This is a genomic window from Levilactobacillus suantsaiihabitans (assembly GCF_004745505.1).
Classification (GTDB): Bacteria; Bacillota; Bacilli; order Lactobacillales; family Lactobacillaceae; genus Levilactobacillus; species Levilactobacillus suantsaiihabitans.
The window spans coordinates 1-21972 of the sequence record NZ_RKLX01000008.1 but is presented as its reverse complement, the minus strand read 5'-3'; the positions used below and the strand labels follow the sequence as shown (position 1 = coordinate 21972).

14 protein-coding genes are annotated in these 21972 nt (G+C 54.5%); all 14 read right to left on the bottom strand.

Annotation, left to right across the window (positions count from 1 at the left end; translation table 11 throughout):
- Positions 1–2: 2 nt before the first annotated feature.
- Entirely contained in the window at positions 3–605 is a 603-nt protein-coding gene (scpB, locus tag EGT51_RS05900; protein WP_135367839.1) for an SMC-Scp complex subunit ScpB, read from the bottom strand.
- On the bottom strand, positions 583–1371 hold the full coding sequence (locus tag EGT51_RS05895; protein ID WP_135367838.1) for a segregation and condensation protein A: 789 nt from the start codon (positions 1369–1371) through the stop codon (positions 583–585). Before EGT51_RS05895 ends, scpB begins: the two co-directional genes overlap by 23 nt.
- Complete coding sequence (locus EGT51_RS05890; protein ID WP_135367837.1) at positions 1325–1720, bottom strand: N-acetyltransferase; 396 nt, start codon at positions 1718–1720, stop codon at positions 1325–1327. Before EGT51_RS05890 ends, EGT51_RS05895 begins: the two co-directional genes overlap by 47 nt.
- A 36-nt stretch (positions 1721–1756) precedes the next feature.
- A complete protein-coding gene (gene xerD / locus EGT51_RS05885; protein WP_135367836.1) occupies positions 1757–2653 on the bottom strand; it encodes a site-specific tyrosine recombinase XerD in 897 nt (298 codons plus the stop codon).
- Between the two features lie 393 nt (positions 2654–3046).
- On the bottom strand, positions 3047–3937 hold the full coding sequence (locus EGT51_RS05880) for a CvfB family protein (protein WP_135367835.1): 891 nt from the start codon (positions 3935–3937) through the stop codon (positions 3047–3049).
- Positions 3938–4571: 634 nt separating this feature from the next.
- Positions 4572–6329 carry a pyruvate kinase gene (gene pyk, locus EGT51_RS05875; protein ID WP_135367834.1) on the bottom strand — a complete coding sequence of 586 codons (1758 nt, stop codon included), beginning with the start codon at positions 6327–6329 and terminating at the stop codon, positions 4572–4574.
- Positions 6330–6857: 528 nt separating this feature from the next.
- Positions 6858–7580: a transaldolase gene (locus EGT51_RS05870; protein WP_135367833.1), complete on the bottom strand. Its 723-nt coding sequence runs from the start codon at positions 7578–7580 to the stop codon at positions 6858–6860.
- 93 nt (positions 7581–7673) lie between these two features.
- Positions 7674–11027 carry a DNA polymerase III subunit alpha gene (dnaE, locus tag EGT51_RS05865; RefSeq protein WP_135367832.1) on the bottom strand — a complete coding sequence of 1118 codons (3354 nt, stop codon included), beginning with the start codon at positions 11025–11027 and terminating at the stop codon, positions 7674–7676.
- A 234-nt stretch (positions 11028–11261) separates the two neighbouring features.
- Positions 11262–13871 carry an ATP-dependent chaperone ClpB gene (gene clpB, locus EGT51_RS05860; RefSeq protein ID WP_135367831.1) on the bottom strand — a complete coding sequence of 870 codons (2610 nt, stop codon included), beginning with the start codon at positions 13869–13871 and terminating at the stop codon, positions 11262–11264.
- 181 nt (positions 13872–14052) lie between these two features.
- Positions 14053–15294, bottom strand: a complete 1242-nt coding sequence (gene pepT / locus EGT51_RS05855; protein ID WP_135367830.1) for a peptidase T — start codon at positions 15292–15294, stop codon at positions 14053–14055.
- A 56-nt stretch (positions 15295–15350) separates the two neighbouring features.
- Positions 15351–16157, bottom strand: coding sequence for a Nif3-like dinuclear metal center hexameric protein (locus tag EGT51_RS05850; RefSeq protein ID WP_135367829.1), 807 nt, complete (start codon positions 16155–16157; stop codon positions 15351–15353).
- Positions 16144–16851, bottom strand: a complete 708-nt coding sequence (locus EGT51_RS05845; RefSeq protein ID WP_135367828.1) for a tRNA (adenine(22)-N(1))-methyltransferase — start codon at positions 16849–16851, stop codon at positions 16144–16146. The genes EGT51_RS05850 and EGT51_RS05845 overlap by 14 nt, the downstream gene beginning before the upstream one ends.
- 847 nt (positions 16852–17698) lie before the next feature.
- On the bottom strand, positions 17699–20962 hold the full coding sequence (locus EGT51_RS05840; protein ID WP_225428690.1) for an MMPL family transporter: 3264 nt from the start codon (positions 20960–20962) through the stop codon (positions 17699–17701).
- Positions 20963–21015: 53 nt separating this feature from the next.
- Entirely contained in the window at positions 21016–21537 is a 522-nt protein-coding gene (locus EGT51_RS05835) for an RrF2 family transcriptional regulator (RefSeq protein ID WP_135367826.1), read from the bottom strand.
- Positions 21538–21972 lie beyond the last annotated feature (435 nt).

Sequence of the window (21972 nt, the reverse complement as noted above, 5' to 3'; positions counted from 1 at the left end):
AATTAGCTTTCATCTCCTGATTGGTTGAGCTGTTGGTTAAAGGCCTGTAAGAATAAATCGCCGCCGTCCGTGTCGGTCGTCGACTCGCTAGGGGTCGCTGCGGCGGGCAGTGGTGGTAAGTCGGCCAGTTGCTGCAACCCAAAGTAGTCTAAGAAGTAGTCACTGGTCCGATACAGTTTTGGCCGGCCCGGTTCGTCCAAACGCCCCGCGTCTTCGATCAACCGGCGCAAGACCAGCTTTTGTACGGTCGAGGCACTCTGAACGCCGCGGATCTCATCGACTTCGATTCGCGTGATCGGCTGACGATACGCGATGATGGCCAACACCTCGAGCGACGCCGGCGACAAGCTCGTGCTCAACGGGTTCTCAAAGTAGTGCTTGATCACGGGCGCCACGTCGGCCTTGGTGACCAAGCGGTAGGTGGTATCATTGACCATCAGTTCCAGCGCACAATCCGTATCGGCGGCGTATTTCTGTGCCAGCTTTTCCAGACTCGCCAAAATGGCGGGCCGCATCAAACCGGTGGCCACAGCCAGATCGGCGACGGTAATCCCTTCATCACCGCTGACGAACAGGAGACTTTCAATCTGTGCTAGAGGTGACATCGGGGGTATAACTTCCTTCCATTTTTAGAAAATTCACTTGTAACGGTGCCAGGCGGCCGGCCTGTTGCAGACGAACCTGCCGTTGCCGGGCCAATTCGAGCACCGCCAAGAAGGTGGTGACGATTTCTTCCATGACCGGGCGCTTGGCCAGTAAGCCGTCGAAATCGACCGGCCCCGCCGCGCGTTTCAACCGCGTGAGCACCGTTTGCATTTGGTGCTTGATGGTAAAGTGTTCCTGGTGAATGCTTTGCGTGACCGGCTTGGCCACCATGGCGCGATGAATCAACCGCTGTAAGGCACTCTGCAGGTCGGCGGGTTGAATGCCCGGTGCCACGGTCAACGCCACCGTATCGGGCACCGCCATCGCTGGACGGGTGAAGTGTCGTTGCCGGGCGGCTGCGCGCTGCTTCAATTCCTGGGCCGCTTGCTTATAGCGTTGGTACTCCAACAATTGGTTCACCAGTTCTTCGCGGGGATCGTCGGCCACGTCTTCATCGACGGGCGCCACGGTTTGCGGTTTGGGCAACAATAGTTTAGCCTTGATGGCCATCAAGTTGGCCGCCATCACAAAATACTCCCCGGCAATATCTAACCGCAGCGTCTGCATTTGGTGCAGGTAGGTCAGATACTGGCTGGTAATGGTGGTAATCCGGATATCGTAAATATCCATTTCGTTGGTTTTAATTAGATGTAACAGTAAATCTAGCGGGCCTTCAAAGTCACTGACCTGAATCAGTGGCTGCCCGTTGTGCGTGGCTTTGTCCATGGTGATACTCCCATTTTGCAATAATCTTGGCGGTCGTTAAGGTGCCCATCAACCGCTTGGTCGGCACCGCCGTCGCCAATTGGTCCAACATCTGCCACGTGTTGCGGGTCAGTTGTTTATCCGGCATCAAGGTGATCAACCGCACGATCAAAAAATCTCCCTGCGTTTCGGTCCCCAAGACCCCGGCAAAATCATCGTGTTCATCCTTCCAAAGATACAAGGTCCGGTCCGTGCCGTCCTGATACCAGGCCAGCTCACGTTGCAACCGGTCCCAGTCCTTGAAAGTCGGTAGCAAACTGAGCAGGCCCATCGCAATTTTTTGATAATCACTACGATATTTAAGTAACATTGGTCCGCCTCCGTTCAATTTTGCTATATTACCACATTATGCGCGCGGATGGTACTGGTCATAGACGTTGCGCAACCGCTTTTTGGAAATGTGCGTGTAGATCTGTGTGGTCGTGATGTCCGCGTGCCCCAGCAATTCCTGGACCACGCGCAAATCCGCGCCGTTTTCCAAGATGTGCGTGGCAAATGAATGCCGCAGCGTATGGGGCGTCACGTCCTTTTGAATATCCGCTAGCGCCACGTAATGCTTGATCTTTTGCCAAATAGCCTGACGAGACAAGCCGCCCCCGTGGGCATTTAAAAACAGATACGGACTGGTCCGCTGCTTCAACAAGACCGGGCGACTCTGCTGCAGATACTGGTTGATCCAGTCCGCCGCCACGTCGCCAATTGGAATGATGCGCTCCTTGTCGCCCTTTCCCAGCGTTTGGATCAGCCCCATCTCCAGGTGCAAGTCCGCCAATTTCAGGTGAACCAGTTCACTGACCCGCAGTCCGGTCGCGTACATGACCTCCAAAATGGCCCGGTCGCGGATGCCATACTTGGTGCTGGTATCCGGCGTCGCCAATAAGCGGTCGACCTCCGCCACCGTCAAGACCGCCGGCAAATGCTGGGCGTGCTTGGGTGCGGCGACGTTAGCCATCGGATTTTCCGCCAGCTGATGGGTCTGAATCAAGTAGCGATAAAACTTGCGCAAGGCCGACACCGCGTGAATCACGGAGTTGCGAGACTTGCCTGCCGCCGTTTGCTGACTCAGATACGCCATAATCTGCAAACGGTCAACTTGTTTGAAGTCCGTCACGTGTTGCGGCGTCAGGTACAGGGCAAAGTTGTGTAGTTCCTGGCGATAGCTGGCGACCGAATTTTCGGCTAGCCCCTGTTCCACGGTCAGGTAGTGGGCAAAGTCTGCCGTTTGGTTATCCAGTTCAGTCATGGCTCTCCTCCTCACTGACGTTTGTGGCGATATGCGCTTTTGGTGCCGCCTGCCGTTGCGCGAAAATGGGACCGGAACGCGGTGGGCGGACGGGTCGAGCCACAGGACGGTCTCGACACCTCGCTTTGAGCCGCACCCCCCGTCTCAAAGACGCCAGTTTCCTAAGCGGATAAAATTCATCCGCTAAGCAAACTCCCACGGCTGGGCCCATTTTCGCTCCACTCTCGGCTACTGTAGTGGTTGCCACAAGCGACTGATATGACTCACCATAAACTTTCGGTCACCATAGCCCCCAACCAGGTCACTGTCTCTAAATTAGCCCAGTTTTTTCTCACTAATAATGATTTTTTCAATCATCCATAACACTGCTGGTCAGCCCAGGCACCTCTAGTGCTATTTCGCTGGGTCGTCCGTCGTGGCCTCGCTGTTGTTTAACCAAAGGGCGCCATCGTGTTGGGTGATTTGTCGGTCTTTTAACAGGTGGCCGATTGCCCGTTTGAACTGGCCCTTGCTGATGCCAAAGTAGGCCTTGATGGCGGCGGGGTCCGACTTATCGCTGAAGTCTAACTTGCCATCCGCTGAATGTTGTAGTGCTGCCAGTAACATGGCCGCATCGTCGTCAATGGCCTCGTAGGTCCGGGGCCGCAATGACAGGTTCAACGTGCCGTCTTCGTGGACGCCAATGACCCGGGCCTTCAGTTCTTCACCCAAGCGTGGTTCGCGTTCCCGTTCGGATGGGTGAATGAACCCCAGTTCGAAATGATCCGTCATGACCCGCGTCCCCACCAGCTTCAACTGGTAGGCCGTAGCGACCACGTTGGCGTTTTGCATGTGCTTCTTGGCAGGTTGCGCGATGGCTTGATAAATTTCCCCATCGGCCAGCACGCCCCACAACCGGTGCTTGGCGTCTTCACGCAAGGCGATCATCAAGCGGTCACCTTGTTGCGGCCACAGCTCCATGATATCTGGCAGGTCATCCAACGAAACTACGATATCCTTGTTGGGCAAGCCGATATTGACAAAGACGCCCAGCGTTCGCTGACTCCGTACGACCGTCCCCATGCCATAGTGATCGACTTGAACGGCCGGTGCGTTCCGCGTGATCTGCAGGTCGTGGCCTTCATTTTCGTAAGCAAAGCCCTTAAAATTGGCCCCCATCTTCAACGGCTTCTTGATTTCCGCCTTATCGAGCCGAAAAGTCGTCCCGTTCACCTGGACGAAATAATCCTGTTCGTTTTCATCAGTAACTTTTCCCGTGATGATGCGGCCTAATAGTTCTTCCATAATCTCCTCGATTCTACTGGGCTGCCCCAGTCTATCCGTACAAAAGTGTCTACCCCCTATTTTACACGGAAACGGTAAAACTAGCGACCCTTTCCGGAAAATATTGTGAAACTCCCACCACACCAGTTGGGGCTAGTCGCTTACCCATCAAATTGGTCATGCCAGTGCCTGCGGCTGCCAGGGGTTCCGCCTGCTCTGGGGGACGCCTCCAGCCTGAGAAACGGGCTTCCGGTTCGCTGGCTCCACCCCTGGCGACCTTCGGCAGGTTGGCTGGTTAACCTGACACGGGCAAAATCTTGGTGACGCCTGCCAACCGTTGGCACCAGCCTGTTGACTTGCAACAAATGTAAAGTCATGAGACAACCGTAGCCGAGAATGGAGCGAAAATGGGCTCAGACGTGGGAGTTTCCTTAGCGGATGGTCTTTATCCGCTTAGGAAACTGGCGTCTTTGAGACGGGGGTTGCGGCTCAAAGCGAGGGCGAGACCGCTCTGTGGCTCGACCGGTCCGCCCACCGCGTTCCAGCCCATTTTCGCGCAATGGTAGGCGACCAGCCCCAACAATCTAACCAATTTTGCCAAACAAAAAACGGGCCCCCGACAGAGGGTCCGTTTTCATAACAGGTTTATCTCTTATTAAAGCGCGTTGGAAGCACCGTGGTAAACGATCCCGCGACGTGAGTCAACAGTGATCAATTCGCCATCGGAGATCTTGTCGCTGGCACCAGTAGCGCCAACGATTACAGGAATCCCCATGGAAATCCCAACAACAGCAGCGTGAGAAGTCAACCCACCGTTTTCAACGATAACGGCGCTAGACTTTTCGATAGCTGGCAAGTAGTCCTTGTCGGTGTTCTTAGCAATTAAGATACCACCTTCAACGACTTTAGCGTTAGCTTCGGCAGCGGTGTTGGCAATGATTGCCTTACCGATAACCGTGTCGTCGCCGACACCTTGGCCTTGAACTAACTTGGAACCGATCAATTGAATCTTCATCAAGTTGGTCGTCCCGCGTTCGCCGACTGGTACACCAGCGGTGATCAAGATCAAGTCGCCTTCCTTAGCTAAGCCCGTTTCAACGGCCTTGGCTGCGGCCAGGTCAAACATTTCATCCGTGTTTGAAGGCTTTTCGGTAACGATTGGGTAAACACCCCAGTTGACCATCAAACCACGACGGGTCCGGTCGTCAAAGGTAACGGCTAAGATATCAGCGTTTGGCCGGTACTTAGAAATCATCTTAGCGGTGTAGCCACTTTCAGTAGCGGCAACAATCGTCTTAACACCCAATTGGTTAGCCACCCGAGCAACGGAAGCACCGATAGATTCCGTAACGTCACCGTTATCGAAGTCTAAGTTATCGCGACCGAAGTCCTTCAAAGCATTTTCAGCCTTGATGTCGATCCGGTTCATGGTAGCAACGGCTTGTACTGGGTATTCACCGTTAGCACTTTCACCAGAAAGCATGGTAGCGTCAGTCCCGTCGAATACGGCGTTGGCAACGTCAGATGCTTCGGCACGCGTAGGACGTGGGTTTTCTTGCATGGAGTCCAACATTTGGGTAGCGGTGATAACTGGCTTGCCTAAGAGGTTGCACTTCTTGATCAAAGCCTTTTGAACCAAAGGCACGTTTTCCGTTGGAATTTCAACACCCATGTCACCACGAGCGACCATCAAACCATCGGAAACCTTGATGATGTCATCAAAGTTGTTGATCCCTTCTTGGGATTCGATCTTAGGGAAGATTTGAACGTGTTCCATGTGCTTTTCTTCGAGGAGTTCACGGATGTCCATGACATCTTGTGGCTTCCGAACGAATGAAGCAGCGATGAAGTTGATTTCGTGGTCCAAACCAAAACGAATATCGTCGGAATCCTTTTCAGTGATCCCAGGTAAGTTGATGGAAACGCCAGGAGCGTTAACACCCTTACGTGAGCCCAGAACACCATCGTTTTGTGCCGTTACAACTAATTCCTTGGTTGCTTCGTCTTTCTTATCAACGACAGTATCTAATAAACCATCATCGAATAAGACGTGGCCGCCTTCGTGAACGTCATCGTATAAGCCAGGGTAAGTCACAGCGATCTTTTCCTTGGTTCCTTCGAGTGAGTCGTCCATGGAAATCCGGAATTGGTCGCCAGTCTTGAAGTTCAGCTTGCCGCCTTGTTCAACAGTGGTCCGGATTTCGGCACCCTTCGTATCCAACATGATACCAACCGTCTTACCGGTAATCTTTTCAGCCTTGTGAACGTTCTCCAAACGGCCGAGGTGTTCCTCGTGGTCACCGTGTGAGAAGTTGAACCGGAAGATGTTGGCGCCAGATTCGATCAACTTAACAATCGTATCAACGTCAGTACTTGCAGGACCAAGGGTACTTACGATCTTGGTTTTCTTCATTAGAAAAATCTCTCCTTTAGAATTGGCACGAAACAAATTGAGTGAAGCGGTCAAAATAGACCACACAAAAAGTTTCGGCACAAATTTGATTCCAAAATTATTCTATCACTTTTAAAAATTAATGTCGCCTTTGTTTACCGATTTTTCGCAGATTGTTTGGATTTTATCAAAGTAAGCGCTTTCCCACCGTGCCGGGCATCCATGAAGATTAAAACCCGCTGATTTAATAACCAGCAGGTTTTAAGTTAGATAAGTTAACATTTATATTAACGGGTTAACCCGTGTTTGGGGGAAATCATAAGGATTTCTTAAGTTCACCGATATCCCGTCACAAATTCAGTTTAGTTGCCTAGAAAACATCAAGACTCAGTCGCCACGCGTCAACAACAACTTCGGCTGCACCGTGGAACCGAAGCCATCCTGAAAAACGGTTTCGGTCGGAACTGGCCTCGCTAGTGGGGACAACCAGTCGCGGGTTTGCATCCCCCTGGCTGACGCAAACCTCTCACCAGTGACGCTGTCACGACCCTACTCTTGCACCGCAACCGGAATCGTGAAGCCTAAACTAGCGATATCGGCATCGAACGTCTTGACCGTATCCACGGAGACTTGCAAGGCTGGCGTGCCAAATTTGCTTAGCTTGGCCAAGATCTTAGGTGGCACGGTGATGATGTCACAGCCGGTCTGTTCGGCCTGGACCACGTTGAAGACCTCGCGGGTGCTGGCCCACAATAGTTCCACGTTGTCCTTGGTGTGGCACAGTCCCGCGGCCTGACGCATCAGGGGTAAGGGATCCACGCCGGTGTCCGCGACCCGTCCGGCAAAGACGGATACGATGCCGCCGACTGCGGGGTTCAAGGCGTCCACGGCCAGCTTGACTTGCGTGAGCGTCGTGATGGCCGTCACGTTGACCTGCACCCCGGCGTTCGACAATTCTCGAATAACCTCCGCGTTGTCGGCCCCGTTAGCCCGGATAACCGGTACCTTCACCGCCACGTGTTGGCCTAAACTGGCCAAGACCTTGGCTTCAGCCAACATCCGTTCCGGCGTGTTGCCGAACACTTCGAAGCTAATGGATTGGTCCGGGAAGGTGGCCACGGCCTCTTTGGCAAAGGCCAGGTAGTCGGTGATCCCCGCCGCCTTCATCAAACTTGGGTTCGTGGTAAACCCGCTAACCAACCCCTGAGCGGCCACGGCCTTCATCGCATTGAGTTCCGCACCATCGGCATAGATCTTCACGTTTACAGTCATTAAAAAAACCTCCAGTTTCTGATTTGTTAAGCATTGGTATAATCATACTAAAGCCTACGCAAATAGTCCAGAGGTATTTTTAATAAAATTGGTCTACCCGTTTTGTAAGATGACATTGCCACTCCCCATCAGCTGCTCTAACGGGGCTTTGAGCGTGACATCCCCCCGCAACCACTGTGTCTGTGGCAAGACACGTTTGGTATCCGTCTGCGGTTGATAGACGATCACCGGCACGGGCCCGGCATGCGCAGTCAAGAAGCGCGCCAGTTGCGTGGCGATCGCCCGTTCATCGTGCGTGGCGTCCACGCGAATGAACCAACGCGCCCCTGCCGGCAATGTCGGTGACTGGGCGGCGTGGACCGGGATCTCCTGGGCTAACGTGACCTGATTGGCGACGATCTGCAGGCCCCGTTGTTGTTCGACCTTGCCGCGGACCACGATGACTTGATCGGTCTTCAGCCAGGTGCTGGCCTGCCGAAATTGGTTGGGAAAGATGGTGACACTCACATCGGCGGTCTCGTCACTACCGGTCACAAAGGCCATCGGTTCCCCGCGCTTAGTGCGAATGGTCCGAATCTTGGTCACGTACAAGATCAGCGTGACGCGCGCATCGACGACTAGGTCACTGACGGTCGTGGCGTGCAGCTGCTGGGCTAAGGCGTGATACTGGGCCACCGGGTGTCCGGACAGATACGCGCCCAAGACGGCCTCTTCTTGGGTCAATTTGGTCATCAAGTCGAGGTCCGGTTGTGGCGTGATCTTGGGCGCCAACGCCGCAAACAGTTCCACGTTATCCCCGGACAGCTCCACGCTACTGATGAATTCCGGTAGGGCTGCGATCAGCTCGGCGCGGTTGTGACCAAAGTGGTCAAACGCCCCGGCGTACACCAAGGCATTTAACAAATCGGTCTTGCGGTACTTGGGGTCAATGCGTTGTAAGAACTGATGTAAGTCCTTGAAGGGCCCGTTCGCCTGGCGATCAGCCAAAACCTCGCGCAAGAAGTCGCGGCGCACGCCCTTGATGCTACTGAGGCCAAAGATGACTGCTCTCCCCTGCAAGTTGAAGTACGCCGTCGAGCGATTGATGTCTGGTGCTAGGACGCTAACGCCGTGTCGCTTGGCTTCAGTCAGATAGGCCTTGGTCTTCACCGGCACGTTGATCACCGAATTCATCAAGGCGGCATAAAACGGCGCCGGGTAATGGGCCTTCAAATACGCCAGTTGAAAGGCCAACTTGCTATAAGCCACCGCATGTGAGCGGTTGAACCCGTAATTGGCAAACCGATCCATGTAGGCAAAGACCTGCTCGGCAGTCGTCACCGGGTAGCCCAACTGTTGGGCCCCGGCCACGAACTTCTTTTGCATGGCATCCATGGTCTGCTTTTTCTTCTTACTCATGGCCCGCCGCAGTAAATCGGCCTCTCCGAGTGTAAAGCCACCCATGACCGAGGCCACCTGCATGACTTGTTCTTGATAGACCAAGACGCCATAGGTCGGCCCCAAGATCGGCTTTAACGCTTCAGCCGCAAAACTGACGGGTTCCTGGCCTTCCTTACGGCGAATGAAGGTATCGATGTTTTCCATCGGTCCCGGCCGGTACAAGGCGTTGACCGCGGCGACCAGTTCAAAGCTATCAGGTTTGAGTTGGCGCAAGACGCGTTTGATCCCCGCCGATTCAAATTGAAAGACGCCGTTGGTCTCCCCCTGGGCAAATAGCCGCAAGGTCGCCGGGTCGTTCAGATCGATCTGATTGAGATCTAACTGATGTCCGGTCTGTTTCTTGACCAGGCTCAAGGCGTTAGCCAAGATGCTTAGGTTGCGTAGACCTAAGAAGTCCATCTTTAACAGGCCCACCGCCTCGACCGTGTCCTTGGGGTATTGTGTCATCAAGAGATCTTCGCTACCGGGCTGTAACGGCACCAGATCCGTCAAGGGCCCCTGACTCAAGACGATCCCGGCCGCATGGGTCGAGTAATGGCGTGGTAAGCCCTCGAGTTTTTGGGCCGTTTCAAATAACAACCGGTTCTTTTCACTATCCGCCACCAAGTTGCGTAACCGTTGCGACTGCTCATAGGCACTTTTTAGCGTGATGTGTAATTGGGGTGGAATGGCGGCGCTCCACTCGCTGAGCACGTACGGGGGCATCCCCAAGACCCGCCCAACGTCGCGCAAGGCCGCCTTAGTCGCCAGCGTCCCAAAGGTGATGATCTGTGCCACGCGGTCATGGCCGTATTTGTCGTGCACGTATTGTAAGACCTGTTCACGGCGATTGTCCGGAATATCCAGGTCGATATCGGGCATCTGCGCCCGTTCCTCGTTCAAGAAGCGTTCAAATAATAGGTTGTAGGCCAACGGGTCGACCTCGGTGATGGCCAACACGTAAGCGACCAGCGATCCGGCCGCCGATCCCCGACCTGGTCCCGTTTGGATGTGCGCGCGGTGGGCGTAGTTCATGACGTCCCAGACGATCAAAAAGTAGTCGTCAAACCCCATCCGGTGAATGACCCCTAATTCGCGTTCTAAGCGTTCCTGGTACGGGGTTGCCTCAGTGATCTGGTTTTGGGCCAAGCGCCGTTTCAGGCCCGTTTGACACAGCTCACGAAGGTAATCTTGCGAGGGCTGCTGGTTGGGCGTGGGAAATTGTGGCAATTGTGGCTGCTGGAATTTTAAGGTCACGTCCGTTTCATCCGCCAGCTGCTGGGTCGCACTCACCGCTGCCGTCAGATCCGCCGCCGCAAAGCGTTGGGCCTCTTCCCCAGCCGGTCGCAACCAGTGGGTCCCTAGCGTCTGTTGTTCCGCCGTGGGGTCGGTTAAGGTGGCACCCGCCGCGATGGCCCGTAAGACCGTCACGGCAAAATGGTCGTCACGGTCCAGGTACTCGACCGGCGCTAAGGCAACTAGTGGGACCTGGGTCGCTTGCGCCAACTGGGCCAAAGCGTCTCTACTAGCGATCGGGATCTCTGGGCTGATCCCCAAAGACACGCCCGCTGGCTGCAGTGCCAAGAGTTGATGCACCACCTGTTCGGCCGCGGTCACCTCCCCATTAGCCACGAGCTGATGCAGCTCACTATCCAACGGGGCGATCACCTGCAAGTGACTGAGATTTTCGGCCTGCTGGCTCAAGTCGATGGCTGTCCCCGCCACCTGATAAGCCGTCGACAGCTGCATCAACTGCTGATAGCCAATAAAGTCCTGGGCGATCAACACCCAGTCGTGGGCTTGCGGTGCATCACTGAAGCCCGTGGCACTCAGCGTTAAGCCGAGTAAGGGCTTGATTTTTGCCTTGATGCAAGCGTTATAGAAGGCCACCGTGCCGTACATGACGTTCTTATCCGTCAACGCCAGCGCGCTGTAACCCCGCTCCTTGGCCGTTTGAACCAGTTGGTCGATCCGATTAGTGCTCTGTAATAGGCTATAGGTACTTAAGACTTGTAAGGGTACAAACATCCCGGAGTCTCCCTTCTCTTCAACTTCATTACCGCTATTATACCAGAAAAAGTGCCCGTTTCACGGCTGACGAACAAATGTTCTGTAGTCGTTAAACAGGCACTTCGTTAAGGAAGTATTCCTAAAATCATGGGTTTCCCGTCACCGTAACCCCAGTGATCGGGCATCCCCGAACCACGGACGCTGCCAACGGTGATCTCAGCAAACCGGTCAGTGCAGCCGACCTACGACCGATTACTTGATCGTTGCCGTCTGCAAGGCGTGCGTAAACGTCAGCGCGTCATCGGCCACGTCAATGGTGATCAGGCTATTGACCGGGATCTGGCCGCCAATCAGTTGCCGCGCCAGTGGCGTTTCCACGTGCGTCGTGATGAACCGTTGCAGTGGCCGCGCCCCGTAAGCCGGCAGGTAACCCTTCTGGGCGATCCAGGCTTGCGCGGCCGGCGTGATCGTCAGGTCCAATTGTTGCTCGTGCAAGCGCGTGGCCAGATGCGCGATCAACTTGACGACGATCTGTTGCACGTCGGCTAAAGACAGCGGCGTGAACATGATGGTCTCGTCGATGCGGTTTAAGAACTCCGGCCGGAAACGACTCTGCAGTAATTGGGCCACCTGCTTTTGGGCGTCCGGGCTAATGTGCCCCTTGGCATCGGTCCCCTGCAGTAAAATGTCGGACCCTAAGTTAGACGTCATGATCAAAATCGTGTTCTTAAAGTCCACGGTCCGCCCCTGACTATCCGTCAACCGGCCGTCGTCTAAGACCTGTAACAAGAGGTTAAAGACGTCCGGGTGGGCCTTTTCGACCTCATCAAACAGCACGATGGTGTACGGGTTGCGCCGCACAGCCTCGGTCAGTTGGCCGCCTTCTTCATAGCCCACGTACCCGGGAGCCGCCCCGACCAACCGGGAAACGGATTCCTTTTCCATGTACTCGGACATGTCGATACGCACCATATGGTCTTCGCTATCAAAGAGGTTCTCGGCTAAGGCCTTGGCTAGTTCGGTCTTCCCGACCCCGGTCGGCCCTAAGAACAGAAATGAACCCAATGGCTTGGTCGGGTCTTGTAGCCCGGCGCGGGACCGTAAGACGGCATCGGCCACGGCGGACACGGCCTGGTCTTGGCCCACGACACGGTCATGTAACCGCTCGGCCAGTTGTAAGAGCTTTTCGCGTTCGCCCTGGACCAATTTGGTCACGGGGATGCCGGTCATCCGACTGACCACCGTGGCGATCTCGTTTTCCGTGACGGATTCGGAGACCAACCAGTTTTGGTTCTGGTCTTGTTTTTCCAATTGCGCCAATTCCTTGGTTAACCGGGGGATGGTCCCGTGTTGGAGTTCGGCCGCCTTGTTCAGGTCGTAGGCAGACTCGGCATTGGCCAGATCACGCTTGGCGCGGTCCAGTTCCGTTTTCTTGTCGCCCACCGCCTTGATGGCCGTCTTTTCTTGGTTCCAACGTGCACTTAACTGATCGACCTTTTCCTTGGTATCGGCCAATTCCTTGGTCAATTCCGCCAAACGCTTTTGGGAGGCCTCGTCGGTTTCTTGTTTCAAGGCGGTCTGTTCCACCTGCATGCGCATCAATTGCCGCCGGGCCTGGTCCAGCTCGGTCGGTGCCGAATTCATTTCCACGCGAATGGAAGCGGAAGCCTCATCCACCAGGTCGATGGCCTTATCGGGCAAGAAGCGGTCGGTCAAATACCGATCGGACAACTTGGCCGCCGCGATCAGTGCGTTGTCGTGGATCTTGACGCCGTGGTGGATCTCAAAGCGTTCGCGCAATCCCCGCAGGATGGTGACCGTATCGTCGACGCTGGGTTCATTGACTAAGACCCGCTGGAACCGCCGCGCCAAGGCCTTGTCCTGTTCCAAATACTGCCGGTATTCGTCGAGCGTCGTGGCCCCAATCAAATGCAACTCGCCGCGCGCCAACATCGGCTTCAAGAGGTTACCGGCATCCATACTGCCCTCGGCCTTACCGGCACCCACGATGTTGTGGATCTCGTCGATGAACATGATGATTTGGCCCTCACTCTTGGTCACTTCTTTTAAGACGGCCTTCAACCGTTCCTCAAATTCGCCCCGGTACTTGGCCCCGGCGATCAGGGCCCCCATGTCCAGGGAGAAGATCGTCTTGTCCTTCAAATTGTCCGGGACATCCCCGCGCACGATGCGTTGGGCCAGCCCCTCGACGATGGCCGTCTTCCCGACCCCAGCTTCCCCGATCAAGACCGGGTTGTTCTTGGTCTTACGTGACAGGATGCGGATGACGGACAAGATCTCGTCGTCTCTGCCGATGATCGGGTCGATCTTGCCACTGCGCATGGCCTTGACCAGGTCGATACCGTACTTGTCTAGGGCCTTATATTGGTCCTCTTGGTTCTTTGAGGTGACCCGTTCGCCGCTACGCATCTTGTCGACGGCATTTTTGACCATCTGTTCCGTGATCCCCTGTTGCTTCAGGTAATCCGTCAACGTCTCACCGGATAGCTGCATCAGCGCGATGACCACCGTATCGACGGCCATGAAGTCGTCGTGGTAGCCGTCCTTGATCACGTCGGCGCGTTGCAGCAGGTCCGTCAGATTGCGGGAGAAGGACTGACCGTATTGAATGCCCGCGCCACTGACCGTACTGATGCCGTCTAACTCCCGGTCCAGTTCACTGTCGAGGGCCGTGATGTCAACGCCAGCCGACGCCAAGATCTCACGACCTAACTCACCCGGTTGGATCAGAAATTTAAAGAGGTGCGCCACGGTCACGTCCTGGTGCTTGCGCGTCATCGCAATGTGTTGGGCCTCCGTCAAGGCGTCCGTTAAGGCCTGCGTCATTTTTTCTGGATTCATCAAAACTCCTCCTCGTTGGTTTCAGTTTGCTTGTCTTCAATGTAGACGACTGTTGGTGACCGATACTGCCGCCAGCGGTCGAAAAAAGAGGCAACCCTTAGGTTAACCTCCATTTTTCACTCATATTCTAACTGATTTTAACGGAAAAGCAAAATAATTTGACCTATTTTGACCAACTAATTTATGCCTGTTGTTCCGCTAATTGGGCGATCTTGATAATCACGTCCGTGGCCTTTTCCATGGTCTGTTCGGACACGTATTCGAAGCGCCCGTGCATGTTTTCACCACCGGCAAACAGGTTCGGCGTTGGTAAGCCCATAAAGGAGATCTTGGACCCGTCAGTCCCCCCACGAACCGGGAAGATCAATGGCTTGATGTCCAGGTCTTCTAAGGCTTGCTTGGCCAGGTCCACCACGGTCATGTCCTTTTCGATGACTTCACGCATATTGTAGTACTGATCCTTGATAGTCACGTCAACGCGCTTAGACCCATATTGTTCGTTCAATTGATCGGCGACGCCTTGGAATAACTTCTTGCGGTCTTCAAAGATCTGCCGGTCGTGGTCACGGATGATGTAGCTCAAATGGGCGGAATCGACCGTCCCATTCATGCTGTAAAGGTGGAAGAAGCCTTCGCGTCCTTCCGTGTTTTCTGGCCGGTCATGTTCTGGCAAGGCGGCGTGGAAGTCCATAGCCACTTGCGAAGCGTTGACCATGACGCCCTTGGCCTCGGCCGGGTGCACGTTGGTCCCCGTGATTTCAACTTGGGCATCGGCGGCGTTGAACGTTTCGTATTCCAATTGGCCTAACGGACCGCCATCGACGGTGTAGGCAATGTCGGCGCCAAAGTCCTTGACGTCAAAGTGGTCGGCACCGGTCCCGATTTCTTCGTCAGGGCCCAGGCCGATTTCGATCTCACCGTGCTTGATCTCTGGGTGCGCCAATAAGTATTCGGCGGCGGCCATGATTTCGGCGACCCCGGACTTGTCGTCGGCCCCTAACAGGGTACTGCCGTCCGTGGTGATCAGCGTGTCGCCTTGGTAATTCTTCAAATTAGGGAAGACGGCTGGGTCCAACGTGTACTTGCCCGCGTCGTCCAACTTGATGACGGACTTGCCATCGTAGTTTTCGACAAACTGCGGGTTGATGTTTTCACTGTTGAAATCGGCCGTGTCAAAGTGGGAAATGAACCCGAGTTTCTTGACTGCCTTGTCCGTGTTGGCGGGTAAGGTGGCGTAAACGTAGCTCGATTGCGCATTGATGTGGACATTTTCCAAACCAATGGCCTTCAAGTCATCCACTAAGCCCTCAGCGAACTTCGTCAACCGTTCGTTAGATGGAATGGTCGTCGAATTGGGGGTCGAGCGGGTGTTGATCTTCACGTATTTCAAAAACCGGGGAATCAAATTTTCATACTTTGCCAAAATAAATCACTCCTCAATTAAGATAACTTACAAACTCAGTGTACGCGTTTTCGCGATTAAAGAAAAGTAAACGGGTCAGTATTTAGCGTCGTGGCCTGGACCGTGATCGGCCAGTTATTTTCCTGGGCCCATTGTTGGAACAAATGGGTCAACTGCGGCTGACAAATGCTTTCGATGTGATGCCCCGGGTCGATGACGTTGAGGCCCGCGGCGATCATGTCGTGGCCGGGATGATAGGAAATGTCGCCGGTCACATACACGTCGGCGTGCTGGGCCAGCGCGGCTTGGTAAAACGGCCCGCCAGAACCACCTAACACGGCCACGCGACGCACCGGCGCATCGGGGGTGTGGCTGATCAGCCGCAAGCCACCGACGTGGAAAATGGTCTTGCACCGCAGCGCAAAGGCCTGGACCGTGGTGGGTTTCTTCAGATCACCCACCCGCCCCATCATGATGTCTGGGGTGGCCGTGGCCCCGTTACTGGGAACCAGACCGGTGGTATGTTGTAGGCCCAAAGCCGCAGCTAACCAGTCGTTCATACCATTGGGCGCACTGTCCAGATTGGTATGGGCACCGTACACCGTGATGTGGTGCTGCAACAGCGTCGCGTACATCTGATTTTGCGGCACGGCCAAATCCAGGTTCTTAGCCGGGTGAAACATCATCGGGTGATGGGCAAAGATAAAGTCGGCCCCCACGGCAATGGCCTCATCCACGACTTCCGGCCGCACGTCTAAGGTCACCAAGACCTTGTGGACCGGTGCATCGAGACTGCCCAGCTGCAGACCCACCGGATCCCCCGGCTCGGCCCAACCTTTCGGAGCAAATTGTTCAAACCGTTCAACTAATTCACGCACCAACACGTTGCAAGACCTCCTTGATCTCCGTAATCTTGGTTTCTAGTTCAGCTATCTTTTCCGCCGGCACCTCGTGGGCGGATTGGACTTGACGCAAGACCACCTGCGCCCGGTCCAGTTCGCGTTGCCATTTCGCCACAAAGATGGCGTTGTGCTCCGCCAGCAAATAAGGCCCAAACTGCACTTCTTCGGGCGTATACTGTTGCGGCGCTTCGGCGCAATCGGCGACCAAGATCTCATAGTCGTGGCCGTCTTCACTGACGATCTGTTCCGTCACCAGTTGAAAGCCGTGGGTCATCAAAAATTGGCGCACGTTGGCCTCACCCACGTTGGGCTGTAAGATCAATCGTTGGACCCCGGCCAGGCGGTCAAAGTCTTGGGTAAGGATCTGGGTGATCAACGTGCCGCCCATCCCCGCAATGGCCACCGTGTCGATGTGATCGGTGGGCTCAATGGCCTGAAGTCCGTTGGCCAGGCGCGCCGTGATTCGGTCGTCTAAAGCTTCTTTAGTGATTTCATGTTGCGCATTTTTAAAAGGTCCGGGGACCACTTCGCCGGCCACACCCCCGGTAATGATGCCTCGTTTGGCGAGGTTCACGGGCAAATAGGCGTGGTCGGTCCCAATATCGGCCAGCCGGGCCCCCTGAGGAACATAACTGGCGACGGTGGCCAGTCGTTGTGAGAGATGGTCTGCATCCATTCAAATCTTCCTTTCTACTAAGAGCCTGGGACAAAACTATCCCAGGCTCGTTTCACTTCACTTTTACGTAGCTGAAACGTGCGCCAACAGGCAGCCGGTTCCGCTTAAACCTGATAACCAAACAAGCCAAAACCAGGATTATTCGGTTATCAGCCTTAATGCTCACCGGCTAATCGCCTTTTGGCCCACTCTCGTCTTCATCCTTAAGTATAAGCTACCAGCCGGCAATTGGATAGCGCGAATTCACCGCCGGGGTGGTTGACTTGGCGACAGCGGTTGGGGCTGGCCGCCTTACCGTTCACTAGAGATGAGTTGGAACGCTGAGGGCGACGGCTTGAGCCATAGAACGGTCTCAACCCTCAATTTGGAGCCGATAACCCGCGTCTCCAAATTGCAGTTTCCTAAGCGCCGTGAACCATGGCGCTAAGGAAACTCCCACAGCTGAACTCATCTCTAGCGAACTCTCGGCTACAATTGTGGTCGTCATCCCCCGAGCTATCACCACCCAATTACCTTTAGCTGGTCGTTAACCTTCTGCGCCTACCCACTCCATTTCCATATGACCATCGCTACCCGATCATCCCCAGCACATTGCCCATGCGCGACACAGATTTACGCATAACCCAACATCAACTCATCCGTCTTGGCCACTCGGTCTCTAACATCGCGTTAACTCCCCACAGCCTAGCACTACTATCAACCTTGAAGCCCACCAAAAAGGGATGTGCCGCCCACCACATTGGTGAGTCAAACACATCCCTAAATTGCATCATTGACAACCAGTCACAACTGATTTTCTCACCCGTCAGTCAAAGGCATCGGCCGCGGGTAGTTTCAGTTATTTGGGTTAATTTTTCCGCGTGGGTTGCGCGTCATCTTCGTGATTGACGGGCGCCTCACGCATGTTGGAATACGGGTACGGGTACGTGATCTTCATGACGGCTGGCATCACGATTGGTAACAAGATGACCAGCAAGATGATCCCGATGATCACGGCTAACGCGATTTGGATCAGCGTCATGACCCCGGAAGGAATCAAGGCGGCAAATGTCCCGCTCAAGATGACCCCAGCGGAGATAACGACCGTCCCGATCACCGTGGCTGCCCGCAACATCTTGTCGCTGGTAGCACCCGGTTCGTGCAGGAATTCCCGGTACTTGCGCATCAGGAAGATCGAGTAGTCGACCCCCAGCGAGATCAGCATGACAAACGTGAAGAACGGTGTGTTCCACGTCAACATGTCGGTCCCCAAGATTGGATCCACTAACCAGTGGACGATGGTCAAGGCCCCGGAGTAAGCGACCAGCAGGATTCCTTCGATGACGATCGGTTGAACCAGCGAACGGGTCACGACCATGAGGGCAATGAAAATCCCGGCTAACATGATGATGACCGTCCGGGTAAAGTCACTCGAGGCCATTTCGTTGATATCGTTGGTCTGCGACGTGTTCCCGCCAAAGGCGACCTTGGCGCCACTCAGGCTAGTCCCTTGTAGCGAGCCGTTGACGACCTTTTCCAGTTTAGGCAACCGTGCCATGGCGGCCGCGGAGCTCGGGTCATCGTTTAAGACGACCGTTAACTTGGTCAGCTTGCGGTTTGGTGACATGTAGGTGTCCATCGACTGCTTAAACGAACTGCCCTGGATCGACTTCTTGGGGATGTAGAACGTTTCGGCGGCCGCGGACTTCTGTAAGCCCTTGAGGTAGCTGTTGGCCGTACCAACCCCGGTGGAGACTTGCGTCAATCCGGTCGTGGCCGACCCTAAGCCCTTACGCAGGGCCGTCAGTTGTTTACTCATCGCAGCGAGTTTTTCGGCCATGGTCTGGTTACCCGCGGCGACTTGACTTGCCCCGGAGACCAGCGTTGGCATCTTGCCGTTGATGGTGAACATGGCACTGGACAGTTGGCTAGTTGCGCTGGCTAATTGCGCGCTTTGGGAGCTAGCCGACTGCAGGGCCGTGGTGGCACCCGGCAAGACGATATTGGCTTTTTGCGCCAGCGTGGCAACGGCGTTTTGGAGCGTTGTGGTCGAGCCTTGCAGGGACTGCAGTTGACTGGCCACCCCTTGGTCGGCGGAGCCAATGGCACTGGCGTCGCTTCCGATCTGGGTCAAGGCGCTACTCAGACTAGACTTCAATTGCGATTGCGCGGCGGTCTGCTTTTGCAAGACGCCGGCTAAGACCTGCTTTTGCGCACTGGACAACGGCACCCCTTGGGCACTGAAGGCTGCGGCCACGGAACTGGCACTCACGCTTGGTAAATTCCCTAGTGAACTCTTGATATTTTGGAGCTGGGTGGCAATGTCTTGGGTCTTGGTGCCGATGGTCGATAGTGAACTCGTCACGCCACCGGTACTGGTGGAACTAGCAGAGACTTGGCTGTTCAACTGTTGGATGGCCGCGTTCAATTGTGGCAGCGCCGTTTCCAACTGGGCCAATTGGGCCGCTTGTTGACCACCGGAAGCCGAAGACACTTGGTTATTTAAGGAGTTGACCCCGGTCGATACCTGGGAAATGGCCGACTGGAGCTGCGATGTGCCCTCGCTGACTTGCTTGGCCCCACTGGCCAATTTGTTGGCATCTTTGACCGCGCCAGAGACGTCTTGCTTACTCAATTGACTGTTGGCGGACTTCAAGCCCTTATTGACCTTGTTGACCCCTTTTTGGGCCTTGACCAAGCCAGTCGTCACAGAACTCATTTGGTTTCTGACGTAGAGCTTCTTGATGGCCTTGCCCCCGGGTTGGGTGACGGACGCCACGGTCTTGACCCCGGTCGAGGCCTGAAGTTGCTTGGTCAACCGGTCGATCAACAGTAGGGATTTTTCATTATCTAATTTATGATTACTCTGCAAGTAGATCGTCGTTGGCTCCGCGGTCCCCTTGGAGAAGTGATTTTGCACGATCTTGAACCCTTGTTTGGCCGGCACGTTATCACCGATTTCGACCAAGTTATCGTAGTCCAAGGTCCCGTGTGAGGTCAACGCCAGCGGGATGAACACGATCCCGGTCACGATGAGCGTGATGATGGGCCGGATCATGGCGTGCTTGGCCATGCCGTGCCACAGGCGACTGTCGCCTTCACCCTGGAACTTCTTGATGGGCCAGAACATGTGGCGACCACAGATAGCCATGAAAAAGGGGTTCAATGTCAGGAGCACGGCCAATAAGACCACGACCCCGACGGCAATGCCGACCGCTGACTTGTACAGTGAGAAGTTGGCGAAGCCTAAGACACTCATCCCAATCAAAACGGATAGTCCGGAATACAGCACGGTCCGACCACCGATCTTGATGGCTTCCTTAGTGGCCGTGTAGCGGTCCTTGCCATTGGCGAGGCGCTCGCGGAACTCGTTATACAACAGGATGTTGTAGTCGGTCCCAATCCCAAACAGCACGATCACGATGAAGACTTGCGTAAAGTTTGAAAACGGGAAGTTGAACCGATCGACCAAGTTGGCCACTACGGAAATCGAGGTGATCACGGACACCGCCACCGTTAACAGTGAGAATAACGGTGTAATTGGTGACCGGAAGACTAACCAGAGCACCAGGAAGATGAAGATGGCGGCAATGATTTCCGTCTTCTGTACCCCGGCCTGAGTGGCATCGGAGAAGTCTTGGTTCAAGACGTCCGCGCCGGTAACGTAGGTTTTGACCCCGCTAGTCTTGGCCAGCTTGGTAATCTGGTCACGAATCTTGGTGACCGAATGACTGGAGGACTTGTGCACGTTCAGCTGAAGCAGCTGGGTGCTCTTGTCCTTAGAAACTAACTGTGAAGCGGCCGTGGCACTGTCACTCGCCGCGGTCATTGACCGAATCTGATACTGACTCTGATGATTCTTGATCCGTTGAATCGTCCGGTCGATCTGGGTGTTTTGCGCATTGGTCAGCGCAGCATCCCCATTGTTAAAGACCACGACCACGGCAGTCGTGCCGCGTTGGGAACGGCCCCACTGCTTTTGCATGTTCGTGGCTCGCGTACTTTGGTAGTTGCTGGGCACCGTGATCTGCCCCTTGTCAGCTACCAGCTTACTCATGTTGGGAATCGTCACGACGGCCAAAATCACGATCAGCAGCCAGCCGATGACGTTCCAGATGTAATGTTTATTCATCCAACGCACGGGAAAACCTCCTAAATAATTTCTTCTCTACTTAAACTTAACTTCTATTCTGCGGCCGGGTGCTGGGTCAACCATTTGGTCCAATCCAGCAACAACGGTTGATCCGCCGTCGTGGGCAAAATGTCCCCGATGTTTAACGTGGCCAGCTGCTGGCGGTAACGCTGCTCGGCGTCCGCAAAGACGGCCAAGACGTTGGCGACCGGCTGCTGGTCCTTGAGGTCGGCCAGGTCATACATCTGCATGAAGGTTTGTTTCTGGTCAAAGTCAAAGACCTTCTTGACCAGCCCCGTATTCTTCACAAATGACGTGGCTCCCTCAATGGCATCAAACACATCTAGCAAGGTGATCTGGTGTGGGTCGCGAGTCAACACGACCCCGCCATCCCGACCGGAAACTGTCTTGACAATGTCGGCCCCCGCTAGCTTCTGCATGATTTTCTTCAAATAACTGGTGGAAATACCTAAGCGCTCAGCAACCAAATGGCTATGTAGCGGAATCTTGCGGTCCTGGATACCCAGTAACGCGACGATACACAGGGCCTGTTCCAAACTTGGTTTGGCTTTCACAATGGACCTCCTTTTCACAAATTCGCGATGCCTTCAGAAATTCTTAAACGAGATACATTATATCCCCTTTAATCATTTTTTCAAGGCTTTTGACTCAATAAATCACGTCTGGGCTGATTAATTTTTTATGTAAACGATTTCACATTAGCTACAGTCGCTAAGCGTTGGTAACACTGGTTTTTGCACCGATTCGGTCAGTATCATCTCAGTATTAGTTTGGCCTAATTGCTGGGATTTTGGGGGGCTGGTCAACTGGTCGGCGCCAGGTAGTGGTGACCCCATTTGGTATCCTTCCCAGTAAGCAGCGACTCGCGCTTAAAAATGGTTCTATGATATTTGGTGTTGATGGAGAACTCCATCGACGCCATTTTTGTATAAAAAAGAGGCATATCACCTCTGTGCTACAATCAAGTCGTCGAAACCAATTGAAAGCGA

Bases quoted from the DNA above. Each gene is read 5' to 3' on its own strand.
- scpB (WP_135367839.1), bottom strand. From the start codon at position 605: ATGTCACCTCTAGCACAGATTGAAAGTCTCCTGTTCGTCAGCGGTGAT.
- EGT51_RS05895 (WP_135367838.1), bottom strand. From the start codon at position 1,371: ATGGACAAAGCCACGCACAACGGGCAGCCACTGATTCAGGTCAGTGAC.
- EGT51_RS05890 (WP_135367837.1), bottom strand. From the start codon at position 1,720: ATGTTACTTAAATATCGTAGTGATTATCAAAAAATTGCGATGGGCCTG.
- xerD (WP_135367836.1), bottom strand. From the start codon at position 2,653: ATGACTGAACTGGATAACCAAACGGCAGACTTTGCCCACTACCTGACC.
- EGT51_RS05880 (WP_135367835.1), bottom strand. From the start codon at position 3,937: ATGGAAGAACTATTAGGCCGCATCATCACGGGAAAAGTTACTGATGAA.
- pyk (WP_135367834.1), bottom strand. From the start codon at position 6,329: ATGAAGAAAACCAAGATCGTAAGTACCCTTGGTCCTGCAAGTACTGAC.
- EGT51_RS05870 (WP_135367833.1), bottom strand. From the start codon at position 7,580: ATGACTGTAAACGTGAAGATCTATGCCGATGGTGCGGAACTCAATGCG.
- dnaE (WP_135367832.1), bottom strand. From the start codon at position 11,027: ATGTTTGTACCCTTACAAGTCTTAAGTACCTATAGCCTATTACAGAGC.
- clpB (WP_135367831.1), bottom strand. From the start codon at position 13,871: ATGAATCCAGAAAAAATGACGCAGGCCTTAACGGACGCCTTGACGGAG.
- EGT51_RS05845 (WP_135367828.1), bottom strand. From the start codon at position 16,851: ATGGATGCAGACCATCTCTCACAACGACTGGCCACCGTCGCCAGTTAT.
- EGT51_RS05840 (WP_225428690.1), bottom strand. From the start codon at position 20,962: ATGAATAAACATTACATCTGGAACGTCATCGGCTGGCTGCTGATCGTG.